Source organism: Bradyrhizobium sp. BR 10289 (genome assembly GCF_019455385.1).
In the GTDB taxonomy this organism is placed as follows: domain Bacteria; phylum Pseudomonadota; class Alphaproteobacteria; order Rhizobiales; family Xanthobacteraceae; genus Bradyrhizobium.
The window spans coordinates 36,927-61,016 of the sequence record NZ_JACOFR010000005.1; the positions used below are offsets into that span (position 1 = coordinate 36,927).

At 63.2% G+C, this 24,090-nt stretch carries 31 protein-coding genes; 17 read left to right on the plus strand and 14 right to left on the minus strand.

Annotated elements, in window-relative coordinates:
* Positions 1 to 170: 170 nt before the first annotated feature.
* The 3 genes from HYH08_RS11205 to HYH08_RS11215 form a co-directional block, all read right to left on the minus strand.
* Positions 171 to 491, minus strand: coding sequence for a c-type cytochrome (locus tag HYH08_RS11205; RefSeq protein ID WP_220009852.1), 321 nt, complete (start codon positions 489 to 491; stop codon positions 171 to 173).
* Between the two features lie 309 nt (positions 492 to 800).
* Positions 801 to 1,631, minus strand: a complete 831-nt coding sequence (locus tag HYH08_RS11210) for an alpha/beta hydrolase (RefSeq protein WP_220009853.1) — start codon at positions 1,629 to 1,631, stop codon at positions 801 to 803.
* A gap of 152 nt (positions 1,632 to 1,783) precedes the next feature.
* Positions 1,784 to 3,286: a ShlB/FhaC/HecB family hemolysin secretion/activation protein gene (locus HYH08_RS11215; protein ID WP_349631414.1), complete on the minus strand. Its 1,503-nt coding sequence runs from the start codon at positions 3,284 to 3,286 to the stop codon at positions 1,784 to 1,786.
* Here HYH08_RS11215 and HYH08_RS37790 point away from each other — a divergent pair.
* The 3 genes from HYH08_RS37790 (at position 3,269) to HYH08_RS11225 (ending at position 7,800) form a co-directional block, all read left to right on the plus strand.
* On the plus strand, positions 3,269 to 3,538 hold the full coding sequence (locus tag HYH08_RS37790) for a hypothetical protein (protein ID WP_228747806.1): 270 nt from the start codon (positions 3,269 to 3,271) through the stop codon (positions 3,536 to 3,538). The genes HYH08_RS11215 and HYH08_RS37790 overlap by 18 nt on opposite strands.
* Positions 3,539 to 3,710: 172 nt before the next feature.
* Positions 3,711 to 4,994: a FecR family protein gene (locus HYH08_RS11220; RefSeq protein WP_220009855.1), complete on the plus strand. Its 1,284-nt coding sequence runs from the start codon at positions 3,711 to 3,713 to the stop codon at positions 4,992 to 4,994.
* Positions 4,995 to 5,055: 61 nt separating this feature from the next.
* Positions 5,056 to 7,800 (plus strand): EAL domain-containing protein, encoded by a 2,745-nt coding sequence (locus tag HYH08_RS11225; RefSeq protein ID WP_220009856.1) that lies wholly within the window; start codon positions 5,056 to 5,058, stop codon positions 7,798 to 7,800.
* A 24-nt stretch (positions 7,801 to 7,824) separates the two neighbouring features.
* Here the strand turns inward: HYH08_RS11225 and HYH08_RS11230 are convergent, their stop codons facing one another.
* Positions 7,825 to 8,085 carry a hypothetical protein gene (locus HYH08_RS11230; protein WP_220009857.1) on the minus strand — a complete coding sequence of 87 codons (261 nt, stop codon included), beginning with the start codon at positions 8,083 to 8,085 and terminating at the stop codon, positions 7,825 to 7,827.
* A 255-nt stretch (positions 8,086 to 8,340) separates the two neighbouring features.
* On the opposite strand from HYH08_RS11230, the gene rocF reads away from it, so the two are divergent.
* From rocF to HYH08_RS11250, 4 genes are all read left to right on the plus strand, one after another.
* On the plus strand, positions 8,341 to 9,318 hold the full coding sequence (rocF, locus tag HYH08_RS11235; RefSeq protein WP_220009858.1) for an arginase: 978 nt from the start codon (positions 8,341 to 8,343) through the stop codon (positions 9,316 to 9,318).
* Positions 9,319 to 9,482: 164 nt separating this feature from the next.
* Positions 9,483 to 10,751: a sulfite dehydrogenase gene (gene soxC / locus HYH08_RS11240; RefSeq protein ID WP_220009859.1), complete on the plus strand. Its 1,269-nt coding sequence runs from the start codon at positions 9,483 to 9,485 to the stop codon at positions 10,749 to 10,751.
* On the plus strand, positions 10,738 to 11,280 hold the full coding sequence (locus HYH08_RS11245; protein ID WP_220009860.1) for a c-type cytochrome: 543 nt from the start codon (positions 10,738 to 10,740) through the stop codon (positions 11,278 to 11,280). The genes soxC and HYH08_RS11245 overlap by 14 nt, the downstream gene beginning before the upstream one ends.
* Before the next feature lie 113 nt (positions 11,281 to 11,393).
* On the plus strand, positions 11,394 to 11,678 hold the full coding sequence (locus tag HYH08_RS11250) for a hypothetical protein (protein ID WP_220009861.1): 285 nt from the start codon (positions 11,394 to 11,396) through the stop codon (positions 11,676 to 11,678).
* A 6-nt stretch (positions 11,679 to 11,684) separates the two neighbouring features.
* Here the strand turns inward: HYH08_RS11250 and HYH08_RS11255 are convergent, their stop codons facing one another.
* On the minus strand, positions 11,685 to 12,899 hold the full coding sequence (locus tag HYH08_RS11255) for a mandelate racemase/muconate lactonizing enzyme family protein (protein WP_220009862.1): 1,215 nt from the start codon (positions 12,897 to 12,899) through the stop codon (positions 11,685 to 11,687).
* 172 nt (positions 12,900 to 13,071) lie between these two features.
* Here HYH08_RS11255 and HYH08_RS11260 point away from each other — a divergent pair, with 172 nt between their 5' ends.
* Complete coding sequence (locus tag HYH08_RS11260; protein ID WP_220009863.1) at positions 13,072 to 13,260, plus strand: hypothetical protein; 189 nt, start codon at positions 13,072 to 13,074, stop codon at positions 13,258 to 13,260.
* 141 nt (positions 13,261 to 13,401) lie between these two features.
* Here HYH08_RS11260 and HYH08_RS11265 read toward each other — a convergent pair whose 3' ends face one another.
* On the minus strand, positions 13,402 to 14,691 hold the full coding sequence (locus HYH08_RS11265; protein WP_220009864.1) for an NRAMP family divalent metal transporter: 1,290 nt from the start codon (positions 14,689 to 14,691) through the stop codon (positions 13,402 to 13,404).
* A 271-nt stretch (positions 14,692 to 14,962) separates the two neighbouring features.
* On the opposite strand from HYH08_RS11265, the gene HYH08_RS11270 reads away from it, so the two are divergent.
* Entirely contained in the window at positions 14,963 to 15,640 is a 678-nt protein-coding gene (locus HYH08_RS11270; RefSeq protein ID WP_220009865.1) for a phytanoyl-CoA dioxygenase family protein, read from the plus strand.
* 16 nt (positions 15,641 to 15,656) lie between these two features.
* On the opposite strand, the gene HYH08_RS11275 is transcribed toward HYH08_RS11270, so the two are convergent.
* Complete coding sequence (locus tag HYH08_RS11275) at positions 15,657 to 16,388, minus strand: Crp/Fnr family transcriptional regulator (RefSeq protein ID WP_220009866.1); 732 nt, start codon at positions 16,386 to 16,388, stop codon at positions 15,657 to 15,659.
* Between the two features lie 568 nt (positions 16,389 to 16,956).
* Here HYH08_RS11275 and HYH08_RS11280 point away from each other — a divergent pair.
* A complete protein-coding gene (locus HYH08_RS11280) occupies positions 16,957 to 17,130 on the plus strand; it encodes a DUF3606 domain-containing protein (protein ID WP_220009867.1) in 174 nt (57 codons plus the stop codon).
* A gap of 20 nt (positions 17,131 to 17,150) precedes the next feature.
* On the opposite strand, the gene HYH08_RS11285 is transcribed toward HYH08_RS11280, so the two are convergent.
* Positions 17,151 to 17,336: a hypothetical protein gene (locus tag HYH08_RS11285; RefSeq protein WP_220010121.1), complete on the minus strand. Its 186-nt coding sequence runs from the start codon at positions 17,334 to 17,336 to the stop codon at positions 17,151 to 17,153.
* Positions 17,337 to 17,596: 260 nt separating this feature from the next.
* On the opposite strand from HYH08_RS11285, the gene HYH08_RS11290 reads away from it, so the two are divergent.
* The 3 genes from HYH08_RS11290 (at position 17,597) to HYH08_RS11300 (ending at position 18,930) form a co-directional block, all read left to right on the plus strand.
* Complete coding sequence (locus HYH08_RS11290) at positions 17,597 to 17,941, plus strand: response regulator (RefSeq protein ID WP_220009868.1); 345 nt, start codon at positions 17,597 to 17,599, stop codon at positions 17,939 to 17,941.
* A gap of 247 nt (positions 17,942 to 18,188) precedes the next feature.
* A complete protein-coding gene (locus HYH08_RS11295; protein ID WP_220009869.1) occupies positions 18,189 to 18,437 on the plus strand; it encodes a hypothetical protein in 249 nt (82 codons plus the stop codon).
* A gap of 235 nt (positions 18,438 to 18,672) precedes the next feature.
* Positions 18,673 to 18,930 (plus strand): hypothetical protein, encoded by a 258-nt coding sequence (locus HYH08_RS11300; RefSeq protein WP_220009870.1) that lies wholly within the window; start codon positions 18,673 to 18,675, stop codon positions 18,928 to 18,930.
* Between the two features lie 44 nt (positions 18,931 to 18,974).
* Here the strand turns inward: HYH08_RS11300 and HYH08_RS11305 are convergent, their stop codons facing one another.
* Positions 18,975 to 19,166, minus strand: coding sequence for a hypothetical protein (locus HYH08_RS11305; protein WP_220009871.1), 192 nt, complete (start codon positions 19,164 to 19,166; stop codon positions 18,975 to 18,977).
* Positions 19,163 to 19,363 (minus strand): hypothetical protein, encoded by a 201-nt coding sequence (locus HYH08_RS11310; RefSeq protein ID WP_220009872.1) that lies wholly within the window; start codon positions 19,361 to 19,363, stop codon positions 19,163 to 19,165. The genes HYH08_RS11305 and HYH08_RS11310 overlap by 4 nt, the downstream gene beginning before the upstream one ends.
* 346 nt (positions 19,364 to 19,709) lie before the next feature.
* On the opposite strand from HYH08_RS11310, the gene HYH08_RS11315 reads away from it, so the two are divergent.
* Complete coding sequence (locus HYH08_RS11315; RefSeq protein ID WP_220010151.1) at positions 19,710 to 19,901, plus strand: hypothetical protein; 192 nt, start codon at positions 19,710 to 19,712, stop codon at positions 19,899 to 19,901.
* Here HYH08_RS11315 and HYH08_RS11320 read toward each other — a convergent pair.
* The gene (locus HYH08_RS11320) at positions 19,879 to 20,082 is read right to left on the minus strand and encodes a hypothetical protein (protein WP_220009873.1); all 204 of its coding nucleotides are present in this window, start codon (positions 20,080 to 20,082) and stop codon (positions 19,879 to 19,881) included. The genes HYH08_RS11315 and HYH08_RS11320 overlap by 23 nt on opposite strands.
* A 115-nt stretch (positions 20,083 to 20,197) precedes the next feature.
* Here HYH08_RS11320 and HYH08_RS11325 point away from each other — a divergent pair, with 115 nt between their 5' ends.
* From HYH08_RS11325 to HYH08_RS11335, 3 genes are all read left to right on the plus strand, one after another.
* Complete coding sequence (locus HYH08_RS11325) at positions 20,198 to 20,374, plus strand: DUF2934 domain-containing protein (RefSeq protein ID WP_220009874.1); 177 nt, start codon at positions 20,198 to 20,200, stop codon at positions 20,372 to 20,374.
* Positions 20,375 to 20,561: 187 nt separating this feature from the next.
* On the plus strand, positions 20,562 to 20,891 hold the full coding sequence (locus HYH08_RS11330) for a hypothetical protein (protein ID WP_220009875.1): 330 nt from the start codon (positions 20,562 to 20,564) through the stop codon (positions 20,889 to 20,891).
* Positions 20,892 to 21,046: 155 nt separating this feature from the next.
* Positions 21,047 to 21,421 carry a VOC family protein gene (locus tag HYH08_RS11335; RefSeq protein ID WP_220009876.1) on the plus strand — a complete coding sequence of 125 codons (375 nt, stop codon included), beginning with the start codon at positions 21,047 to 21,049 and terminating at the stop codon, positions 21,419 to 21,421.
* Positions 21,422 to 21,547: 126 nt separating this feature from the next.
* On the opposite strand, the gene HYH08_RS11340 is transcribed toward HYH08_RS11335, so the two are convergent.
* From HYH08_RS11340 to HYH08_RS11350, 3 genes are read right to left on the minus strand one after another with little or no spacing between them, the layout of a single operon-like run.
* Entirely contained in the window at positions 21,548 to 22,867 is a 1,320-nt protein-coding gene (locus HYH08_RS11340) for a hypothetical protein (protein WP_220009877.1), read from the minus strand.
* A 59-nt stretch (positions 22,868 to 22,926) separates the two neighbouring features.
* A complete protein-coding gene (locus tag HYH08_RS11345) occupies positions 22,927 to 23,601 on the minus strand; it encodes an SOS response-associated peptidase (RefSeq protein WP_220009878.1) in 675 nt (224 codons plus the stop codon).
* A 9-nt stretch (positions 23,602 to 23,610) separates the two neighbouring features.
* Entirely contained in the window at positions 23,611 to 24,024 is a 414-nt protein-coding gene (locus HYH08_RS11350; protein WP_220009879.1) for a hypothetical protein, read from the minus strand.
* Positions 24,025 to 24,090: the final 66 nt, after the last annotated feature.

A 24,090-nucleotide genomic window follows, 5' to 3' on the forward strand; every position in this document is an offset into this window, starting at 1 on the left:
GCCCACAAATTGATCTTGCGCGGCATTAAGATCCGCTCTTCGATATGAATGCAGGTCCATGATGGGCCACCGAGTGTCCTCATTCGCCGTCCATCATCCTTTCTGCTGATCCCTGTCGGTCCTCCGGCAGGGATTTGCAGTTTATAGCAGAGGTCGTATTGGCCTGCGCTTTAGGGGCGCAGTGATCCGATATAGGCGGCGATGTCGCTGGCTTCGGTCCGGCTCAACGGAAAGTTCGGCATCTTCGGATGCGGGTCGAGCAGGAAGAAAGCGAGCCGCTCGGGACTGAAGTCCGGCCGGCGCGCAACCGACGCAAAGGAAGGGACATCGGCGCTGGCTTGGGCCTGGCCGCTCGCCACGACGTGGCAGCTTGCACACCAGCGCTTGGCAAGGTCGGCGCCGTGACTGGCATCGGCGGCGAAGGCGGATGACGAGCCGGGGCTCGATGCGACGGCAAGCATCAGGCACATTCGTCTCAAATGCTGGCGCATACGGCAACCCTCATGGATCTGCTTGCGACTGCGGCACTCACCCGCAGCACGATCCCGGAAATTGCGAGAGATCGATGCGGGCGATGATCGACCGCAGCAGCCTGCGGGCCGATCGATAGAGATGGCGCACAAACCCCGACGTCCTCGCCGCGGGGAGACCGAGGCTTCTCGTATCAAGGCTCCTCGTATCAGCGCTTTTCGTATCAAGGCTTGCGATGATGTGCGACACTGGCCTCTCCGGGATGGTGACGTCTTTCCTATCCTGGCCGGCGGTGAGCTGCCTTGATCTGTCGCAAAGCTTTTTTGCGGCTAGTAGTCACCAGGGTTCATGATCATCGGGCTCTTCGTGTCAGCCGGTGCGAGGGCGCTGCTGGCGCTGTCGCGCAGGAAGCGATCGAGCGTCGCCTGGATTTTTTCTTTGACTGCATCAGGACCTCGGTCGCTCATCTCGTTGTGCTGCGCACCGGTATGGACGATATCGATGCCGCGCGCCTTGGCCTCTTCCGGCGTCGGCAGCACACCCGGGTCGGTGACGAAATGCGGATCCTTGGAACGGAATGAAAGGACCTTCATGCTGTCGCTGAGAACGAACGGCACCCGCAGATTGTCGAGCGTGATGACTTTCGACACCAGCTCGGGGTGCTGCTGGGCGACATACATCGATACGTCGCCGCCGTTGGAATGCCCAACGAGCGTAATATGGTCGTAATCGACATTTTCCTGCCGCTTCTTCAGTTCGCCCAGCGTAAAGAGAATGTTGGCCTCGCAGCGGATATACACCTCGCGCCGGCCGACATATTGCTGGCCGACATGGGTCATCAGCGGCGGATCGCTCGGCAGGTCCTGCTGGATGCTGGCAACGAGATAACCGCGTGCCGCGAGCACGTTGGCGAGGAAGGAGTATTCGGTGGCCTTGACGGTGTTGCCGTTGCTGATGATGGCAAGCGGCAGCTTCCAGAGGCCGAGATTGGCCTTGGTTTCGTAGTCGCGCCGCACGGCGACCTCGACCGTGATCGGCCGCTGCCGCGAGGCGTCGAAGAGAGTCCATGTGTCGTGGCGGATCGCAAACCGGCTAACGACGAAATACTGGCCGATGCCGAGGGCACAGAGAAACGCCAGGACTGCAAACACCCTTTTCATAGTTACGTCCCAATCACTTTCGACTGAAAATGGTCATTGGCAGCCTCTGATCGAGCGATCGTGAGCAGGTTACGGGATTAAATTTAGGCAAGTCTGTGAGCAAGGCCGCAAAAGGGCAGCATGGCGGGATGCGCCGCGCGAAGGCCTCGCAGCTAGAGGCAGCCGCCTTTGCCGCGCTCGGGGCAGAGCCGGAACGCGCTCGACAGGGTGAACAGGAAGCGCGGACTGCGGCGCTCGTTGTCGGGCGCCCGGTAGCTCAAGGGGACTGCCACGCCGAGATCGGCTTGAAGGTCGTCCGGCAGGAAGAAGCGCACGCCGGCGCCCGCCGACGTCAGCGCCAAGCCGTCGCTGAGCCGATAACCGTCATTCCAGACCGCGCCGGCGTCGCCAAAAGCGTAGAGCTGATAGCCAGTCCAGTAGCGGAAATTGAGCTTCTGGTCGAAACGGACTTCGAGCGAGCCGGCAAGGCCGTTGTCGCCGCTGATTTCGGCTGCGCCATAGCCCCGGCCGAAGGCGGCACCGCCGAGATAGAATTGCTGCGAGGTGAACAGCGGCCGGGATGCCGTCTGGCTCGCCGCGGAGATCTTGAGCGACCAGGCGTCGTTGAGGGTCTGGTAGCGCGTGAACCAGAGGTTCAGCACCGAGAAGTTCGACGACGCACCATCGCGCGACAACAGATCGTCGTCGAACTGCGAGGCACCGAAGATGTTGAGCCCTTGGCGGTAGGTCAGCGTCGCGAAGTTGTTACCGCCGAAGCCATCCTGGAGCCGATAGTCAGCGGTGAAGCTCGCGGTTCTGATATGGTCGTTGTACCAGGGGCCGTAAAGGTCGTGCTCGGACACGTTGCTGAAGGTGCCTGCCAGCGTGAGCGTCAGCCCGGACGATTGCGACATGAAGGGCACGGCGCTTGCCCGCATCTCGAACGCCTCGGTCGTGGTGATGTCGCTGTCGAGGCGGCGGGCGTCGCCCGGCCGCACCGCGCTGTAGAGGACGGACGCACCCAGGCGCACGCCATCGACGCCGACGGGCGCGTCATAGGAGAGGCGCCCAAAGCCCAGCTCGCGCGGGTCATTGGCAATGGTCGACAAGTTGACCGCAAGCGTGTCGCCGGGCGTGAGGTAGGAGTTGAACGCGCCGGTCGCATAAGTCTGCCACGGGCCCACCGAGGACGATCCGAGATTGTCCAGACCGAATGATGAGAAGACGTGCCAGGTCTTCACATAGACGATGAGGCGGAAGCGGCCGGTCGCACCGCCAATCTCTTCCAGCGCGGTATCCGTGATCCGGACGCCCGGCCTGCCGTTGATGAGGAAAAGCTGGCGTTCGAGCGTTGCCAGGCGCGACGGCTGCTCGGCCAGAACCGGGCCGAGCATCGGCCTGATGCCGAACTGCTCGGCGCCGTCGCCTTTCAGCTCCGCTTGCACGATCGCGCCTTCGATCACCTGGATCCGGACGCGGCCGTCGGCGATGTCCTGCGGCGGCACGATCGCCCGGCTCAGATGGAAGCCGGCGGCGCGGTAGAGGTCGCTGATCGTGCCAGCGATCGTGGCGAGGTCGGCCTGCGAGACCTTCTTGCCAAGATAGGGGTAATAGGCTGCGGCGATGCGGTCGCCGCGGATGGCATGGGCGCCGGAGACATGGACGCCGCGCAGCACGAATTGGGGTCTGGTGTCACCGCCGGTGTTGGGCTGGCCAACCGTCGGCAATCTGACGGGGGGACGTCGCAGCGATTCCTGCTCGGTTTGGTTTTCAAAGTATTTCTCGGGCTGCCGGGGATCGAAGCCCGGCTGGTTCGCCTGCTGCGCGAATGCCTGCGAAACTCCTGTGAAAATCGGCGTGAGGAGGAGCAACGCGGTAAGGAGATGCCGCTTCTCAATGCGTGCAACGAGCCGATCCCCGTAGTTTGACGGAGAAGTCCCGATGATCTGGTAAGGTCTCGTTAGCCGCATGATTTTTAATAGTTTTTTATGGTCAATGATTGGTTAATGCGGCCGCTCGACTGGCTGGTTCACGCTAATTCTCTCTTGAGTGATTTCGGATAGCCCTCAGGGGTCGCAATAACGCGGACTGAGGATCGTCATGCTGGGCAGATTTGGAATGCGGTGCGCCTTGGTGGCGGCACTGATCCTGGGAACGGCCTGCGGCGCATCCGCCGCGGACGATGGTGTCTGGTCGGTCAGCAAATCCTCGGGCGAGGTCTGGCTGGCCGCGAGCGGCGCGCAGCAGGTCTCATTGGGCCAGGAGGGGACGTTGAACCCGGGCGATACCATTCGCACCGGGCGCAACGGACGAGTGCTGCTCGTCCGCGGCGAGGAAACGATCCTGATCTCGCCGAACTCCGTGGTGGGCTTGCCGGCCGAGAAGAAGGACGGACTCTCGACCACCATTGTCCAGCAGGCAGGTTCGATCCTGCTCGAGGTCGAGAAGCGCAACGTCAAGCATTTCGAGGTGGAGACGCCTTATCTCGCCGCCGTGGTCAAGGGAACGCAGTTCAGCGTGACCGTCGGTGCGGGCAGCACCAAGGTCGGCGTCTTCCGCGGCCAGGTCGAAGTCTCCGATTTCAAGACCGGGCAGATCGCCCAGGTCATGCCTGGACAATCGGCCACCGCTTTCGAGCACGGCAAGCCCGGCCTCAGCCTGGGCGGCGCCGGCACCTTCAATCCGATCGAGCAAGGCAAGCCGCGCGCCCCGACGATCGAGCGTGTCCCCGTGCCGAAATCGGGCCTGTCGGCCCCGCGTAATGCCGCGAACGGTCACGCGATCCATGCGCTCGGCGCGATCGATAAGGGGACCAAGGCAGCGGGTGCGCCGATGCAATCGCATCAGGCAAACGGAGGTCTCGCCCCCAAGGCCGGCGTGGTGCGCATCTCGAATTCGCTCGGCGAAGTCAAGTTGAACGTCCACAAGGTCACGAATGGTCTTGCCCACGGCGCGGTCGCGCCGGGTCGGGTCCGCAACGCCGCGAACCCAAGCACCGGCACGACTACGGTGTGGAGCGAGAGCCCGACAAGCACGACCACCACAGCCTCCAACAGCTCCGCCATAACGGCGGCCATCGCGAGCAGCAGCGCATCCGCTGCCGCGGCCACATCGACGTCGTCGAATGCAACGAAAGCGGCCACTGTTGCGACCGCCGCCGGTTCAACCAGTAATGTGTCCAGCGGCAGCTCGGGAAATGGCGGCAGCGGGACAGGCGCGACCGGCAATGGCAACAGCGGCACCGGCAACAACGGTACCGGCAACGGGAACAGCGGCAACGGCAATAGCGGCAACGGTAACAGCGGCAACGGGAATAACGGCAACAGCGGTAACGGCAACAATGGCAACAACGGCCACCACTATGGTTGGTACAGGCATCACTAGAACCGTGCCGTCGGCATAGGGGAGCACCTGGCGGCCAGGGTCGTCGGTGCGGGGGAGCAAGGTGAAACGTTATCGGCCGCATATTCTTGTCTTGATCGCGCTGGCGGTCGTGCTGTCCACGGGGTGGCATGGCGCGCTTCGCAATGCGCTCACCGATCTGCGGTTTGCCTGGCAATCGCGGGCGGCGACCGGCAATGTCGTCGTGGTCGCGATCGACGCACCGTCCATCGACCAGATCGGGGTGTGGCCCTGGCCTCGCCGGCTCCATGCGGACCTATTGCGCAGGCTCGAGGCCGCGGGTGCGCAGGATGTTGCCTTCGACGTGGATTTCAGCACGCCGTCAGATCCGGCTTCCGACGAGGCCTTCCTCGCGGCGCTTCGCGAGGTCGGCGGGTCGACGATCCTGCCGTCCTTCAAGCAGCCGACGCCGAATGGTAGCGCGGCTCACATCAACCGTCCCCTGAAGTCGTTCAGCAACCAGTCCTGGCCGGCCCTCGTCAATGTCGGGATCGAGTCCGACGGCCTGGTTCGCCGCTATCCCGTCGGTGAGAAGCTCGGTGATGACGTGATGCCATCGATGGCGGTCGTGCTGGCCGGGCAGGACACCAATCGGCGTCCGCCCTTCCTGATCGATTTCGGCATTCGTGCGGGCTCCATTCCAAGCGTCTCCTATGTCGACGTCCTGCGTGGCGATGCCGCGACCCTCGACAAGCTGAGAGACAAGAAGATCATCGTCGGGGCCACCGCGCTCGAGCTCGGTGACCGCTTCAGTGTTCCGAACGGCAAGATCGTCTCGGGTCCCGTTCTCCAGGCACTGGCGGCCGAATCGATCCTCCAGAACCGGATGCTGCATTGGACGTCCGATGTCGGCATGATGGTTGGCCTCGGTCTGCTCTGCCTGCTGATGATGTACGCGTGGCGCCGCTTTGCACCGGGCGTCCGCGTCGCGGTCCTGGTCGCGGCAGGCGTCGGGGCCGAGGCGATTGCCACGCTTGTTCAAGCCAGATGGCCCCTCATCATCGACACTTCGCTGTTTCATATCGCAATCATCGCCTATCTGACGGCGATCGCGCTCGACGAGATCGACTTCCGCAGCCTTCTGGGGCGCATTGCCGAGAGCCGTTTTCACCGCATCGCGATGTCACTTGGTGACGGCCTGGTCTGCACCGACGAGGAGCACCGCATCACGGTGTGGAATCCCGGCGCCAGCGCGATCTTCGGCTATATGCCGACCGAGATGATCGGACGGCCGTTCGAGGCCCTCTGCGCGGTGCCGGCGGATGGCGGCGCAAAGGCTTTTGCCATGCGCGATGCTGCGCGTCAGGCGCTGCTGATGCCCGGCGGGGCTGTCGTCGTCGAGTTCGAGGGACGCCGCAAGAACGGCGAGACGTTCCCCGTCGAAGCGAGTTTCTCGGGCTGGCAGGGAACGGAAGGCTTTCAGTACGGCGCGATCCTGCGCGACATCTCGGTTCGCAAGCGCGAGGCCGAGCGCGTCAGATATCTCGCCGAACACGACGCGCTCACCGGCCTTGCCAATCGCAACATGCTGCATGCCGGCCTGACCAGCCTGATCGCCGCGGCAGAGGGGCGCTCTTCCGACGTCGCCCTGCTCGTGCTCGGGCTCGACGGCTTCCAGCAGATCAACGACATGCTTGGACATTCAGCCGGCGACCTCGTCTTGCGGGCCGTCGCCGAACGTCTGAGCGCCGAGGTCAATGGCAAGGGGGTCGTCGCCCGCCTTAGCGGCGATGAATTCGCCATCGCGCTTGACTGTGCGGAGGCCGCCGGGCCGATTGCGGACTTTGCCGAACGGATCTCACGCGCGTTCGAAGCGCCGCTTGCAGCGGGCACACGCGAGCACCGCGTCAGGATCAGCATCGGTGTCGCCGTCTATCCCGACGGCGGACACAACGCCGACGAGCTTCTGAGCAACGGCCATCTCGCATTGAGCCGTGCGAAGACGACGCGGCGCGGTGGCCATTTGATCTTCGAGAGCGCGATCCGACAGGAGTTGGAGAACCGGCTGACGCTGGAGAACGAATTGGCGCTTGCTGTGGACCGCAGCGAGTTCGAGCTGTTCTACCAGCCCCAGGTCCGCCTGGTTGACGGCAGCCTGGTCGGGGCCGAAGCGCTGATCCGCTGGCGGCATCCGGTGCGCGGCTATGTCTCGCCTGGCGAGTTCATGCCGGTGGTCAACACCTCGGCACTATCAGAGCGGATCGGGAACTGGGTGATGGAGACGGCCTGCCGGCAGGCGCGTGCCTGGGAATTGTCGGGCAACCGCGTGCGCGTCGCGGTCAACCTCTCGCCCTCGCAGCTCCATTCCGGCGATCTCGCGCATTCGGTCGCGGCGCTGCTCGAAGCGACGGGGCTCACGCCGTCGCTGCTCGAGCTCGAGGTCACCGAAGACATCCTGCTGCACGACGAAAGCCGCGTGCTCGACATGTTCAAGCGAATCCAGCAACTCGGCGTCCGCGTCCTGTTCGACGATTTCGGCACTGGCTACGCGAGCCTTAGCTATCTGAAGAAGTTTCCGCTCGACGGGCTCAAGATCGATCGCTCGTTCGTGCTCGATCTGCTGGCCGACTCCGACGACGCGGCGATCGTCGGCTCGACCATCGGCCTCAGCAAGCAGCTCGGGCTCACGGTCGTGGCTGAAGGTATCGAGAACCGGGCCACGGCCGATTTCCTCGTCGGCATGGGATGCGAGGAAGGGCAGGGATATTTCTTCGGCCGTCCGATGCCGGCGGAAGCGTTCGACAGTCAGTTCCTGGCGGCCGATCATGTCGCCGTCAGCGCCGCTTAGACGGTCGCGTATTCAGCAGAACCACTAACGCCGGCGTGCCACCGCGACGCCGAACAGAAAGGCCACAAAGAGGCTGGCCAAGGGCGCCTCGCGCGTGATCGCGGCGACCGTCGCGAGCGGTCGGCCCGGCTTTCGAGCTTCCTCGACCACTGCAGTCAGGCGATCGACAGCAGCGTGCAGACCTCCCGCGACCTCGCCGATCGTGCGGCTTACGTCCGTCGCCGCGTCGATGGCGCGTTCGGCCATGCCGGGTTGAGGACCAGACTGCGGTATCTCCGTGCTCAAGCGCGCGACCTCCCGGCATGACGATGTGACGGAAGCCGGCACCTTTGGCTATCCGCGCGAGCGCTTGTTCTGAACAGCGGGTCTTGCGACCTTTGGCTATCCGCGACAGGCGCCGTTTTGAACGGCGGGTGCCGGCCTTGCGATGAAAATGCGGGCCACGGGATTTTGTTCCGGAGCCAAGGTGATTCGCCCGTGAAACGACGGGTGCGAATCTCTGTTAGGCTGCGGCAGCCTTTCTGATCCCAGGAGACCGCCGTGACCGATCGGACCCTGACAGATCGAGCCCGGCGCATCGCCTTGCTCGGTGCTCCCATCGACATGGGAGCCTCGCAGCGCGGCACCCTGATGGGCCCGGCGGCGCTGCGCACTGCCGGTCTTGCGACCCTTCTGGAGAGCCTCGACTTCGAGGTCATCGACTACGGCGACCTCTCCGTGGCCGAGGTTAGGGACCTCGCAGACAAACCGCCCGAGAAAGCCAATCACTACCGAGAAATCCAACGCTGGACGCGCGTGCTGAGCCGCAGGGGCTATGAGATCGCGGAAACCGGCGCGCTCCCGATCTTCCTGGGCGGCGATCACACGCTGTCGATGGGCTCGGTCAATGCGATGGCACACCATTGGCAGGAGCGCGGGCGTGAGCTGTTCGTGCTCTGGCTGGACGCGCATGCCGACTACAACACGCCGGAGACGACGATCACGGCGAACATGCACGGCATGTCGGCGGCGTTCCTGTGTGGCGAGCCCGGTCTCGACGGCCTGCTCGGCGATGACCCGCGTGCCTCGATCGATCCTGACAGGCTCGATCTGTTCGGCGCACGCTCGATAGACAAGCTCGAAAAGGAATTGATGCGCGCTCGCCGCATCAGGGTCGTCGACATGCGCCAGATCGACGAGTTCGGGGTCGCCGTGCTGATCCGGCGCGTCATCGAACGCGTCAAGGCCAGCAATGGCGTCCTGCATGTCAGCTTCGATGTGGATTTTCTCGATCCATGCGTGGCGCCGGGTGTCGGCACCACGGTGCCGGGCGGGGCAACTTACCGCGAGGCGCATTTGATCATGGAGCTGTTGCACGATTCCGGCGTGGTGGGATCGGTCGACATTGTCGAGCTCAATCCGTTTCTCGACGAGCGCGGCCGTACCGCGCGCACTGCCGTCGAGCTGATCGGCAGCCTGTTCGGGCAGCAGATCACCGATCGTCCGACGCCAAGCAATGCGATCGCGCCGGGCGAGTGAATCGGGCCGCCGGCGTTTGTGCGCTGCAAGGAAAGGAACTGCTCTTGCAGCCGGTGGATTTAGGTCAGGCCTGATCGAAATCGCCTGCTTTTGAAACAGCCGCGAATTGCAAATGCGGTTGTCTGACGGTTTCATGCGGGCTCAGCGCCAGCCGGGGACCCGCAATGAGCAGCACGAGACGTTCCGACGACGATCCCTTGAACGCCACACGCCGGCGTTTCCTGACAGGCAGCGCGACAGCGCTCGGAGGCGCAGTGCTCGGTACGGGCGCTGCTGCGGCGGAGACCGACAACCTTCCGCCCAACGTTCCCGAATGGATGAAGACGCCGGGCGAGCCGACGGGAGGCCAGCTTTATGGCGCGCCATCGCCGTTCGAAAAGGACGTCGTCAGGAACATCTCGAAGACGCTCAAGCAATACATCTCCGCCTCCAGTCGTTCACCCTTGCAAGACCTCGACGGCATCATCACGCCGAACGGGCTGTTCTACGAGCGGCATCATGGCGGCGTCCCGGCGATCGATCCGGCGCAGCACCGGCTGATTCTGCACGGTCTCGTCGAGCGCCCGCTGATCTTCACGATGGACGATCTGCGTCGCTTCCCGTCGCAGTCCCGCATCCACTTTCTCGAGTGCTCCGGCAATCCCGGCTACAGCAAGCCTTACGGCAAGACGGCATCCGACCTCGTGGGGCTGGTGAGCTGCGCGGAATGGACCGGCGTCAGCCTGAAGCTGGTGCTTCAGGAAGCCGGGTTAAGGCCCGATGCCAAATGGGTGGTCGCCGAAGGCGCGGATGCGGCAGCATTGACGCGAAGCATCCCGATCGAGAAATGTCTCGAGGACGCCATGCTGGTTTACAGCCAGAACGGCGAGCGGCTGCGTCCACAGCAGGGCTATCCGCTGCGACTGTTCCTGCCCGGCTTCGAAGGCAATATGAGCGTGAAATGGCTGCGGCGCCTGCACGTGACTGCGGAGCCCGCCTACTCGCGCGAGGAGACCTCGAAATACACCGATCTCCTGCCGGATGGCACCGCACGTGAGTTTTCCTTCTACATGGAAGCGAAGTCCATCATCACGCGTCCCTCGGGCGGCCAGCGCCTGAACGCGCCCGGCTTCCAGGAGATCACAGGCATCGCCTGGAGCGGGCATGGCAAGATCACGCGGGTCGAGGTGTCGGTCGATGACGGCAAGAGCTGGCAGGACGCGCAATTGCAGGAGCCGGTGCTGACGCGTGCTCTGACACGCTTCCGTTTGCCCTGGCGATGGGACGGCAAGCCAGCCGTGATCCAGAGCCGCGCCATCGATGAGACGGGTTACGTGCAACCGACATTGGCCGAACTGCTTGCGGTACGCGGCGAGAATTATTTCTACCACAACAACGCGATCTGGCCCTGGCGCATCGCTGAGAGCGGCGAGGTGACCAATGCGCTGGGGTGAGACCTGTGGCATCGCCGTTGCCATTGCTCTGTGTGCCTTCGCAAGCGGAGCACGGGCGCAGAGCACGTACGGCATCGGTCGGCCGGCGACGAGCGCCGAGATCGCAGGCTGGAATATCGATATCGGACGCGACGGCAGCAATCTGCCGGAGGGGAGCGGTTCGGTCAGCCATGGACGCGAGGTGTTCGCCCAGCAATGTGCCTCGTGTCACGGCGACAAGGGCGAGGGTGGTCTCGGCGACCGGCTCGCCGGCGGGCAGGGCACGATCGGAACGCCCAAACCGATCCGGACGGTTGGCAGCTACTGGCGCTATGCGCCGACATTGTTCGACTACATCCGTCGTGCCATGCCGCAGAACGCACCGCAATCACTCAGCGACGAAGAGGTCTACGCGGTGTCGGCCTATATTCTCAATCTGAACGGACTGCTCGGAGCGGACGCAACGCTCGATGCAAAATCGCTCGCGGCCATCAAGATGCCAAATCGCGACGGGTTCGTCGGGGATGCGCGACCCGACGTGAAGAAGTGAACGTATCGTGATGAGCAGGTTCCGCGCCATGGCTCGGAACTTGCTTCAACGAAACTGGAACTCGCGGGACGCATTTGAATTAACCCCGCGAGAGGAAAGATACGGATCCTTCGATGGCAACTGATCGCTTCGCAAACTCCATGTCCACAGCGCTTCGTCATCCTGGCGTGATTGCGCTGATCGTGGCCGGCTTGACGATTGCGGCGATGTTGATCGTCGACCATGGGCCGTGGAGTCGCGCCAAGACGCAGCCGGCCCATGTCGCGATGTACGCAACGACGGGCGAGGCGGCGCGTGCGGCCGGCGCCAAGGTGCTTCCGACCGAACCCAAATCGCCGGTCGAGCCGGAACGGTTGGGGCCGAAGACCTCCCCCACCGTGAACCCCGTTACGCCATAAGGGGTCTCAGCTTTTTCGGCCGTAGTTGAGGAGGCCGCCGCTCGTCTTCGACGGATGCGCGCGCAGCGCCTCCTCGTTCGGCTCGGTACCCCAGCCGGGCCGGTCGGGGATGACCAGATGGCCCTCCTGAATGTCCGGCTCGTATGTGAAGAGCTCGCGGTCCCAGGCAAGGCGATCGATGTCGATTTCCATGATGCGCAAGTTCGGAACGGCCGCACAGAAATGCGCGTTCATCATCGAGCATAGATGGCCGTAGAAATTGTGCGGGGCGACGTTGACCTCGAACGCTTCCGCGGCGGCCGCAATCTTCATGGACTGCCACACGCCGTTCCAGGGCGTGTCGATGATCGCGACATCCATGGCCTGCTGATGGAAATAGGGCAGGAATTCGCGCAAGCCCAAGAGTGTCTCGCAGGACGAGATCGGATGCGGGCTCTGCCGGCGGATATAGCCGAGCGCTTCCGGATTAAAACTGTCGATCTCGATCCAGAACATGTCGAGGTCCGCGATGGTGCGCAGGATCTTCAGATAGCCCTCGGTCTTGGCGTTGAAATTGCAGTCGAGCAGGATATCGACGTCGGGGCCCGCGCCATCGCGCATCGCTTCCAGATGCATCCGCAGGTCGCGCAGGATCTTGCGGTCGACGTTGATCTCGGGCGAGAAGGGCGAGCCGAATCCGGGCCGCCATCCGGTCGGCTTGCCGTCGTCATAGGAGAAGATGTTGGTCTTGAGCGCGGTGAATTTCTTCTCGCGTACCTCGCGGCCCATCGCCTTGACGCCGTCGAGGCTTTCGATCGGCGGCTTGTACCAGGAGGGATGATTGATCCGCCAGGTCGCGCAATGCGACCAGTAGACCCTGACGCGGTCGCGGATCTTTCCGCCGAGCAGTTCGTAGCAGGGCACGCCGAGGCACTTCGCCTTGGCATCGAGCAGCGCGTTCTCGATCGCGCCGAGCGCCTGGGCGACGACCCCGCCTGCGGCGGGGCGGGTGGCCGCGAACAGTTCGGCGTAGATGCGTTCATGCTGGAAGACGTTCTGCCCGATGACCCGGGCGGACAGCCGCTGGATCGCAGCGCCAACGCCGGGCGAGCCAAAGCCCTCGTCGAACTCGCTCCAGCCGGCAATGCCGTCCTCGGTGGTCAGCTTGACGAAATGGTAGTTTCTCCAGCCCGCGTCGCAGGCGAGGAGTTCGATGCTTGTTGCTTTTGACGAATGGGTCATGTCGCTCCCTGTTGCCCGGCCGGGCCTTGTTTTTCTTGTGGCGGGTCGCAAGCCCGGCTCCAGCCCCAATTGTTAGGCTAGCGATCGGTCGGCGTGAAGCCTGCAGAGGCGCGACCGAAAGCTCGATCCGGCCCGGTTGCGCAAAAGCCCGTAGAATCCGGTGGGGATAGCCATGATCTTTCCCGGGATGGTCCCGAAAATGCGCCAAGCCCTGACTCATTTGGCCACAATCGGATCCGATCCAGAGGCCATGCAATTTCTAGCCATGATCTCGATTCTGGCGCTCCTCACGATGAGCGGGGCCGCCGTTTCCGACCGGTTTCTCACCGCCGATCAGCACGTCGCGCAAGGGGTGGAGTAGCGCGGCGGGCGAGGGCGCTTTGTCTTTGGGGAGACAGTGATGCTTTCGATAGATCAGTTCCTGCGGTTCATCAGCGTGCCGGCCGTGTTCGCGGCCTTCATCATCGCCTCGCAGATCTCGGCGGCGCTGTCCTCGCCCTAGTCACCCGAGCGCCGACGAGCCGAGCATCGCGAGGACCGCCAGCGCCATCAGGGCCGTGCCGCCCCAGCCCAGCCATATCAGCCAGGTCCGGGCCCTGAAGCGGCCCATCAGCGTGCGGCTCGAGACGATCATCATCATCATCGCCATGATCGGCACGGCGACGATGCCGTTGAGCACCGCGCTCCAGACGAGCATGTGGATGGAGTCGATGCCGGTAAATCCGAGCCCGAAGCCGATTGCGGTCGCGGCCGCGATGATGGTGTAGAAGCCGACGGCCTCGTCGGGCTTGGCCTCGAGCGTGGCGTGCCAGCCGAAAATTTCCGCAACGCCGTAAGCGGCCGAGCCCGCCAGCACCGGGATCGCCAGCAGGCCCGTGCCGATGATGCCGAGCGCGAACAGGGCGAAGGTGAAGTCGCCGGCGAGCGGGCGCAACGCCTCGGCGGCCTGCGTCGCCGAATTGATGTTGGTGACGCCGTTGGAATGCAGCACCGACGCGGTGGTCAGGATGATGAAGAAGGCGATGCCGTTGGAGAGCGCCATGCCGGCGAGGGTGTCGGTGCGGATGCGCGCGAGTTCCGGATCGCCGCCGCGCTTCAGATCGCGCAGTGGCTTGTCCTTCCTACCCTGGTTCATCTCCTCGACCTCTTGCGAGGCCTGCCAGAAGAACAGATAGGGGCTGATGGTGGTGCCGAGCACCGCGACGACCATCAGGAGATATTCGGCGCTGACATTGGGCTGCGGCCACACCGCCGCGAGCAGCGCCGTGCTCCAGGGGATTTTCACGGTGAAGGCGGTGGCGACATAAGCGAACAGCGCCAGGGTCAGGAATTTCAGCACCGGCGAATAGCGGCGATAGGGCAGGAACACCTGGAGCAGGGTGGAGCCGGCCGCGAAGATCAGCGCGTGCTCGTGGTTGAGGCCGCCGATCACGAGCGAGAGCGCCTCGGCCATCGCGGCGATGTCGGCCGCGATGTTGAACGTGTTCGCTGCGACCAGCATGGCGACCAGCGCCAGCACCGCCCAGCGCGGCGCGATCTGCATCACGTTGGCGGCCAGCCCCTTGCCGGTGACCCGGCCGATCCGTGCGCTGACGAGCTGGATGGCGATCATGAACGGCGTGGTCAGGAACACCGTCCAGAGCAGCCCGAAGCCAAATTGCGCGCCGGCCTGCGAATAGGTGGCGATCCCCGACGGATCGTCGTCGGCCGCCCCGGTGATGAGGCCGGGTCCCAGCCTCTGCAGCAGCGTCGGTGCGGATTTCGTCGGGGCAACGGCGCTGTCGCTTTTCATGAAGGGGCCTCGGCGGGAAAAGTCGGTAAGGAAATGCTGCGAGGGAACAAAGGTTCCCGTCCAGGATCGGCGCCGCAAATTCCGATTTCACGAAATAATGCTTGACCCGTCGGGCAAAACACCTGTATAAGGACATCATCGCAAGAACCATCAAAGCCCGTGCCGGGACCCCGCCGCGGGCTTTTCGTTTGCTCCGACCGAGACGGACAGCCCGCCGCTGGTCATGGCGCGATACCCTTGCTAAAGACACGCTGAGATTGTAGGGAGCGCCATGAGCCTTGCCCCGCCTCCCACCAAGGTCGAGCCGCTGAACGCAGAGCAGGCGGCACGGCTGGACCGCGACGGTTACCTCCTGCTGCGCGGCGCGGTCCCCGCGGCGTGGCGCGAGGCGTTGCGTGCTGCTTTCGACGCGGGTGTCGGGACCGGCGATCAATGGGCCGCACCGCGAGGGGCGGGCTGGCGTCACGCCCTCGTCGATCTCGACCCGACGGTGCAGCAGGCCTGCCGGGTCCCGCCGCTACTGGCCGCGGCCGCGCAGATGCTGGGTGCTCCGTTCTTTCTTGCCCAGGTCGAAGGCCGCGAGCCGCTCAAGGACGGCGGCCACCAGCCGCTGCATCGCGATGGCGCGGGCATGAAAGCCGTGGCCGCACTGGTCTTCCTCGATGCTTACGGGGCGGACAATGGCGCAACGCGCCTGATCCCGCGTCATCTCGATCCGGGAGCGCTTGATCAGGTCGCGGAGACGCTGTCCTCTATCATGGCGGGTGAGGCGGGAGACATCCTGGTGTTCGACGCCGATCTGCCGCATGGGGCGACCTGCAACAGATCCGGCGCGCGGCGGCGTTCGTTGCTGCTGAGCTTTGTGCCGGAGGACAGTCGCGCGACGATGGAGGCCTGCCGCGCCATTCGCAACGTGCGTATGGCGACGGACGAGATCTTCGTTCCCTGAGCGCGCCGTGACGGCTTCAGGCCGATGGCGACAGATGCAAATAGCGTCCATCGAACTGCGCCAGTTCCTGGAGCTTGTGCTCGTCGAAGATCTTGACCGTGCCGCGCTGCAGCTCCAGCACGCCGTCGATGCGCAGATCGCGCAGGATGCGGTTGGTGTGAACGCTGGTGACGCCCATGGCTTCGCCGAGCTGCTCCTGCGTCAGCGGAATCGCAAACGTGTTGTCGATGACGCGGCCGATCAGGCGAAGCCGCTCGCGCAGCTCGACGATCAGATGCGCGAGGCGATTGTAGGTCGAGCGCTGGCCGACATTGACGATCCATTCCCGGGAGATCGCGGCGTCCACCAGCGTGTCGCGCCAGAACATGTCGCCGACGCCCGGCCGCTCGCGGATGAGGTCCTTCAGCGCCCTGTGGCCGATGAAGGCGAGGGTGCAATCGGACAGGGCGACAAGGTCGTGATCCATCGCCGCGTAGTGCAGGTTTTGCAGGTTCGGCAGGTCGCCGGGAATGTGGATCGACAGGATCTGCCGCCTGCCGTCCGCGATCGTCTTGGCGCGCATGCAAAAGCCGTCGGCGATCAGGCAGCACTCGCTCGGCTGCTCGCCGTCGCGCAGCACGGTCTGGTTTTCGCGGTAGTGGCGCAAGGTGAACGGCAGCGCGGCCAAGGCCTGCAAATCCTGGTCAGACGCACCGGTCGTCGTTTTCAGTCGCTCGAACAGCGGCGGCCAGATTCTGTCGCTTGTCACGTCACTTGATCCCCCGCGCGCCAGAGCGCGCCGTGGGGGCAAAAAGCATGAAGCCGGCCTTGCTGTTGATAACAAAGGTTAAATTGGGCCGTCCCGGGATCGCAACATTGTGGACGATGCGTTTCCAGGGGCGGCGAATGCAACAAATATCAAGTTGGCCGAAGGGGCGCGCCGCGCCCGGCGCCTAACATTTATCAGTTTGCGTTCCCGACATGGGAACCAACCGGGGATGAGGCCGTTACGCTGCCGATTCGTGGCCTGTCACCACCCAGTCGTCGTGGCGAATGTCATGCCTCGATCGGGTGTCCCGAAACTGGAGACAGGCGATCACGACCATCCGCCGTCAGGGCGCGGACATCGAACGTGAGAAGGGCAGCCATGGCAGCCGACCTGATTTTCAAAGTTGCCATCGTCACGTTGTTTCTGTTTTCGGCGGTTCTGGCCTCGATGCTGTGGCTGAGGGTGTGAGCTGCGGGCGGCTGCGGCCGCAGGGATCGTCGTATCGGCCCGTTTGGGAACGGCAGCTCCATTGCCGCGTTTTCCCGTCACAAGCGCGAGGATCATCGGGATGGGCAGTCTGACGAAGCGCGAGCAGCCGGACCGCAGCAAGATCAACATGCACGAGGCCTTCGAGGTCAAATACTGGACCCACGCGCTCGGCGTGTCGAAGGAAGAGCTGCAAAAGGCCGTCGACAAGGTCGGCAACTCCGCCGCGGCCGTCCGCAAGGAGCTGTCGCTCTAGCGCGGCCCGGATGCCGCGTTTTATTTGATGCTGACGAACATGCCCCAGGCCGCGGCCAGCGCGCTGCCGGTGAAGACGACCACCGGGTTCTCGCAGAACACGCTGCCATATCTGCAGACGTCCGAACCGAACTGGCCGAGTTCGTGGTGGCCGGAGGAGTAGAACAGTCCCGACAGCACCAGCAATGCGGCGGCGACGTAGTACATCGAAGATCTCTCCGAAGCTTTCGACTTGAGCTTTCGACCTGCGCCCGTGCGGGCGACATGTGCCAGCTTGGCGCGAACAGATTTCATTCCGCCGAATCCCGCTCGTTGCATTTGAATCAAGTTTGCGCCGCCGGCTGAAACATCGCCATCGGCGAGCGCGCTTCGGTGATCCCGTTTGTCCAAAATCGAAAAACCGTTCGCGCAAAAGCCGTGGAACATCCGAAATACGCCTTGGTTAAAAACCGAAAGAGGTTCTTTCGATGAGTCACACCGTTCTGGTTGTTGACGACGACGCCGATGTGCGCGAGGTCGTCGCAAACATGCTGGAAGAGCTCGGGTGCGAGGTCGTCACCGCCGGCAGCGGCGCGGCCGCTTTGGATATGCTGGGCCGCGAGGAAAAAATCTCCACGCTGATCACCGACATCAACATGCCCGGCATGGACGGCCACGAACTCGCCGAGCGCGCGGCGCGGCTTCGTCCCGGGTTGAAGGTTCTTCAGCTCTCGGGCCGCGAACGGAGGCGGGACGGATTTCCGATGATCCGCAAGCCGTTCTCCATGGATGACCTCGCGGAGGTCATGCGGCGGACGACGGGCATTTGTTAGCGCAAGGCGATGCCGTTCGCGCGGCGCGCCCTCGGCCGGCGCGACGAAACACGCCTGAAACGATCCTGAAACCCGATTGTCCTGAACGGCTTGTGCGCTCGCCTCGACCAAACAAGCGAAAAGGAGATCATCATGATCCAGGTCGGTTCGAAGGAAGAAATCGCGTTTTTGCTCATGCTGTTCGGCACCCACACTCAGCCGGTCAAGCGGCCGAAGCCGAAGTCGCGCCAGGGCTGAGGCCACACCCATGCCCGGCTTGGCCGAATGCCAGAGCCTGCTCAGGCTGCTGATCGCACGGGGCGATCCGAAGGCCATCCCGCAGGCCAAGGGGGCCATCGATCAATATCTGAACACTGCGCCGGCCTGCCTGCGCGGGCGCGGACTGCGCGTACTCCAGCGCGACACGCTGGAGCAGCACGGCGCCGCGGTCGGCGTGCAGCGCTCGTTCGCCGAAACGGTCGACGCCTATCTCGCGCACAAGCTCGCGGAGGAGTGAGGCGTCTCACCGGGACGCCGCGCGCAATAGGAACGCTGCGCCGGATTGCTCCATTGTCATGCGTCGGCCCGCCGCCGGGCCGGCGGAGCGGCCCCGGCCACACTGCAGCCCCAAGCCCCCCAGCCGGGGCCGTTTTCCTTGAGCTCCAGTCCCGCAGATCTCTGGCATCGCTCTTGCTGCAAGACGTCTTAATCCCGGCCCGGCCGTTCGGGCTGACCCAGATTGAGGCGATCCCATGCAGTCACCGTCCCGTTTCGAAGCGACCGCGTCCCTGAAGCTCCACGCCCTGATTTCCGACCTGAACTGGCGGATCCAGATGCTCGAGGCCGACATTGCCGAGGAGGAACGCAATGCGGGAAATGCCGACCCTGCGAGCCCCACTTATCCCATGCTGGCCCTGACGCTGCGGGCGCGCCGGGACAATCTGCGCACCTCGATCGCTTTGCTGGAAGGACAGATCAAGCGGACGCCGGAATTGTCGCGGGCGGCGTAGCGCGAGCTTTGCGCGGCGCGAAAGCGGGGCCGTCGCCGAAGCCGTCAGGCCGCGGGCGGCTGCGGCCCCCTCAGCAAGCCGATCTTGCGCGCGAGCTGCCAGACCTCGACGTCGCCGCGCCGCGTCAACTGCTGTGCAAGGTCGAGGGCCGAGGTATCTGACGGCGCCTCGAAGGCGTCGGCGGATCGGAAGACGCCGTCCTCCCCGACAAGGTATGCGCGATATTGGCGGGTCATGTCGGTGCCCTCAGGCCGGGCGAATAGAGCCAGGCGTCGATCTGCATCGCCGTCTCGTTCTGCCGCGCCCGGCGCAGCAGCAAGTCGCGGCGGCGGCTCGGCGCCAGCGCGCGGGCCTCGTCGCGACATCGCGTCGCTTCCTCTGCAAGCCGTTCCTGGAGTGTCCTGATCTGCTTGAAACGACGCCGCTTCAACATGGCGTGCTCCCCTGTTCGAGAGGGGCGGGAGCGCTTCGATGCGTTCTCATCACCGATGGATGCCGGGGGCCTTGCGGTGATGGTTGAATGTACGCCGCATCAGCCGGAGATACCCCATCTTTTGTTAGGCCGGCGGACACATTTTCGCGTTGAGGATGCAACGCGGTTTGCGCCTTTTGAGCCGCTTACTCATTGTTCGGCCCGCCGGCCGATTCGAATGTCCACTTTTGAACCTTCGCGACCTGTGGTAGTTTACCGGGCATCACCGGCCAAGGCTCTGTCCGTAGGCGTCGGTGGCTGAGAGACCCATTGTGCTCCCGCCTGCATTGAGCAAGGGAGCACCGCCATGGCGGGCGACAACGCGCATATCCGGCGCGTCCACGACGAAGCATCCATGATTGCAGAGCAGACCGCGCGGATGCGCGAGATGACGGTGAAGGCTTTCGAGATCCTGAAGATGGCGACGCCCGATACGTTCCTGGGCCGCAAGACCCAGGAGCCGTTTCCCGTCGAGCCTAGCCGCGATCGGAATCCCTGACCGCGAGCGCGATCGCCGCGGCCGGCACGAGGCCGCCGCGCAGCGTCTGCACGCGACCGGCCCGCCGCAGGATCGCCGCGGCCTCGTCGGCGAGGCGGAAGCGCTCCCGCCGCAGCCGCGCCGCCTCCAGCAGCGCGGCATCGGCGCGCTCCAGCAGCGGGTCCGTCGCGGCGTGTGTCATCGGGAGAAAACGGCAACGGGGCCTTCCCGTTCCCGCGGCGTCGTGACGCCGCACAGGAACGAGGCCGCGCGTCCGCGCCTTGTCCGATGCAAGCAACCCGCGAAGGAGACCATCGATGGCGGATGAAGCGCTGATCCGGACCTATGCCTATCAGCTCTGGGAAAAGGCGGGGCGGCCGCAAGGCCGCGACCAGGAGTTCTGGGACGCCGCCAAAGCGGAGGTCGATGCCGAGAGCGAGATCCCCGATCCGTCTGCCGAGCAGCAGCCCAACAAGGACACCCTGCCGGGCTGATGCTGCGCGGGTCGTGCGCAGCGATCGTGCCGCGTGCGCGGCGTCGCGGACCGAATCTGCCGCGGAGAGCTTGCAACCCTCCCGGTCAATTCGCACCGATCCGGCTTCCGCGAATTCACGTCGATGTCAGGCAACCGCCGCGATGCGCGTGCGTTGCCTCCTCATACCCATCAGGAAAGATTGAAAAATGAAAGCGACAGCAATCATCTGCACGACCGTCGGCGCCCTCGCGGCGATCGGCATGGCGACCACGATGCCCGCGCAGGCCCGGCACTGGGGCCCGGGATGGGGCCCGGGTCTGGCGGGCGGCCTCATCGCCGGCGCCGCCATCGGCGCCGCGGCGTCGTCGGCCTACGCCTACGCGCCCGGCCCGGGCTATGCCACTGACGACGGCTACGCCTATGGCGGCTATGCGCCGGGCTATCACCGCTGGGGCCGCAACCGCGCCTACGAGACCTACGGCGTCTACGACGAATCCCAGCACGGCGGGCAGCCGTCTTCCGAGCGGCCGTATTGATCCGGCTGCTCGTGCGCGGCGGGTCAATTTCGGTTTTTCAAAATATCGCTTGACCCGTCGGGCAAAACAGGGCTAGAGTGGCATCGTTGAAGAAGCCCGCGCGGAGCGATCCGGCGCGGGTTTTCTCGTCCTGCGGCCCTTAGCGGAGTGCATCCATGAGCCCGTCCGGAGCCTTGATCGCCATCCTGCCGTGCAACGACCTCGATGCGTCCGAGCGATTCTACAATCGCCTGGGATTTGCGCGCCCGGACAGCGAACGGCCCGCGCGAGGGGAGGAGGACAGCTATCGCATGCTGTCGAACGGGCAGGGCGGCTATCTTCATTTGACCGACGCCGTCGAGGGCTGGCTGATCCCTGGCCGTAATCCCTTCGGGCTCTACCTTTACCTCGAGGACGTCGACGCTGCGGCACGTGAGTTTCAGCAGGTCCCCGAGGACAAGCCGTGGGGGATGTACGAGTTCGCGCTATCCGATCCCGACGAAACGTTGGTGCGGGTGGGATGGCCGACGCGGCTGCGGACGGGGCGATGATCGGCGCGCCGGCGCAGGCGCTCGTTCAAGCCTGCACCGGCGGCTCGCTTCGGTTTTCCTCAGGTTGGTCAGTAACAGAGCGGCATCCCTATAAAATCTATAGTCCTCCTTCGGCCGGACGATGCCTCAGAGTGCAAGTCTTGACGACCCGTCTTCATTCAACGTCGGCAATCCTACCATTTCCAATAATGTTCCTCGATCTTGGGCAGCCAACCAGATCAAGAATCCTTTGTCGACAACACTTAGGCGCAAGTTGCTTCGGTCATAGTCTAAAACGAAGGGCTTAATGTTCTTTTTGGCCTGGAGCGCGGGCACTGACTGCAATGCTTGCGTTAAATTCCCCGGATTTAGAGTGTTGCCTTGAGGGTGCTTGCTCTCAATTCGTGTCCTGATTTGGCGATAGGTAAGCCCGGTTGTTAGCTCGTCGATGGTCGATGTGAGCACCGGATAAAGTAGCCATTTGTACATCTCTAACTGCGTTTCGCCGAAGCCTGCAGCGAAGTTTGTGACGAAAGCTCCATACCGGGCGCTCTGCTCTTGGATGACCTCAGCCACGAGCTTCTGCGCATCAAGTGCCTCGGGAAAGTAGTAGGTTGCATCTTTTGTGGAATGCACATCGTGAAGCTTGCACGCTTTGTAGCAACATTCTTGCACGACGTAGACGCTGTTCAAGCTGTCGGTTATTAGCTGCGCTTTGAAGGCTGCTGGAAACTGAACATTTAGCAATTCTTCTCCACTTTTGATAACACGCTGCAAATCGACTGAAGACCACGCGTCCGCATCAACTGAGATCACCCGACCAGCCAGATCTCCATTGTATACGATCAGCCGGTTTTCTTCGCGCCATACTGCGACAATGATGAAAGTGATCTTGGAGGCCTCGTGAACCGTTTTTAGCGCAAACGCGAATTGTTCCTGGGTTTCTTGCGGAAGGTAGTGAAAATCTTCAAGTACAATCAATTTTTGAAATTCAATGCCCTTTAAGGCTCGTACTAAATCGTTTGGGTCGCTAGCATCCAATTCGATCGGCTCCGTGCGGACTTCTGATTTGCTACCCTTCTCGCCTTCACTTCCACCTTCGACTTCGGTGCCGATGCCGAAGATTTTGAACCCTCCCTTTGCCTTCACACTCAGCTTTGCTTTGCCCTCTACCGTTTTGGTATTCGATATTTCAACCTCACACCCAGCCGCTTTCAATATTGCTTCGCAAAGTTTCGCGATATCCCAATTGTTTTGGCATTGCACTACGATGTAGTCATCGTCGTGTAGGCAGTGACGACGAAGACAGGTTTTGCCTTGCTTGGAACTGCCGAAAATGATGATGTGCTTGTTGCGGGTAATGTTTTCTAACAGCTTGTCGTCGACGTGTTTCCGCTCGACATAGCTAATAGGAATGTCGCGGCTGACGCCGAACACATCGTCAGTCTGATGCTTTTCTAAAGCCATTCCCTTCGTCCCCCGCTAGCTAACACAGGCGTATTTATGAAGGGCGCAACTAATGCTTGTCAAATGTTTGAATTGGGAGCGGGGTCTTCTTTGTTGTTGCCCCGGCGGACGACCTTTAGTGCGTCATCGCGGAGCGGTGTTTGGAGCCGTTTTGCTTCATCCCAAGGCGCCCGAAGCCAGACGTCACGCTCTTCTTTCGTGGTAAGGACCACCGGCATCGCCTTCGGATGAATCGGCTCAACCACCGCATTCGGCGCCGTCGTAAGAAACCCATAGACCTGATGCGGCCCCGGCACCGGTTTTGACTTCGTCCCTCGATCACCATTGAACGTCGTCCAGATGCCAGCAAACGCAAACAGCGGCCGTGACTCCGCCAGCGCGAACCAGATCACGTCTTTTTTCTTCGTTTCCGGATTCGGCTCCGGCGCATATTCGGCGAAGCTGTTGGCGGGCACGAGGCAGCGGTGCTCCGGCTTCAGCCAGGCGCGCCAGTGCGGGGAGGAGGTGTTGCGAATGTTGGTCACGGGCGGGCCGCCGGTGCGGGGCGGGGGCGGCATGCCCCATCGCATCATCACCATCTCGCGTTCGCCGTCCTCGCCATTGCGAATGACGGGCGCCGGATAATCAGGAAACACGCCGGGCATTGGCGCGAGATTGCCTTCGTAGCGGCGGACGATGCGGAAGAGCTCGGCGATGGCGGCCTGGTTTGTCGTGATCGAATAGAGATTGCACATTGCAGTTCCTCAACGCTCGCCCGGCCACCAGGTTGAGGGCGGACTCCCAGTTGAAATCTTCGTCGGCCTGAGCGCGACGAGCGTACTTCGCTTGTAGGGATATCGTCGTATCTCGGAGCAGCTTTTGCACCGCATATAACGTTCCAGTTCGTGGACAGGCGTCGTCTTTGGACGCCTGACAATATCGAGCGCGACAGTCTGATTGGTATTGCACCCGTGACACCGGACCTCAAGGTAGAGGTAGCCGCCATTGATGGCGTCGCCGATCGTCGGCGACGGCTGCGCCGGACCCTTGTAGCCAAGCATGCGATAGTTCCAAGCTTCGCAGGCGAGCCGATCGGCCTCCTTGCGCGCTTGCTTGGCGCGTTCCGCCGACATCTTGATCTGAGTGCCGTAGAGATATTCGCGCGACTTCGTGGTCATGGAAGCATCAAAGCCAAACCGTTGCGGTTGGCAAATTATCGATCCGTAGTGGTGCCCAATGCGAAT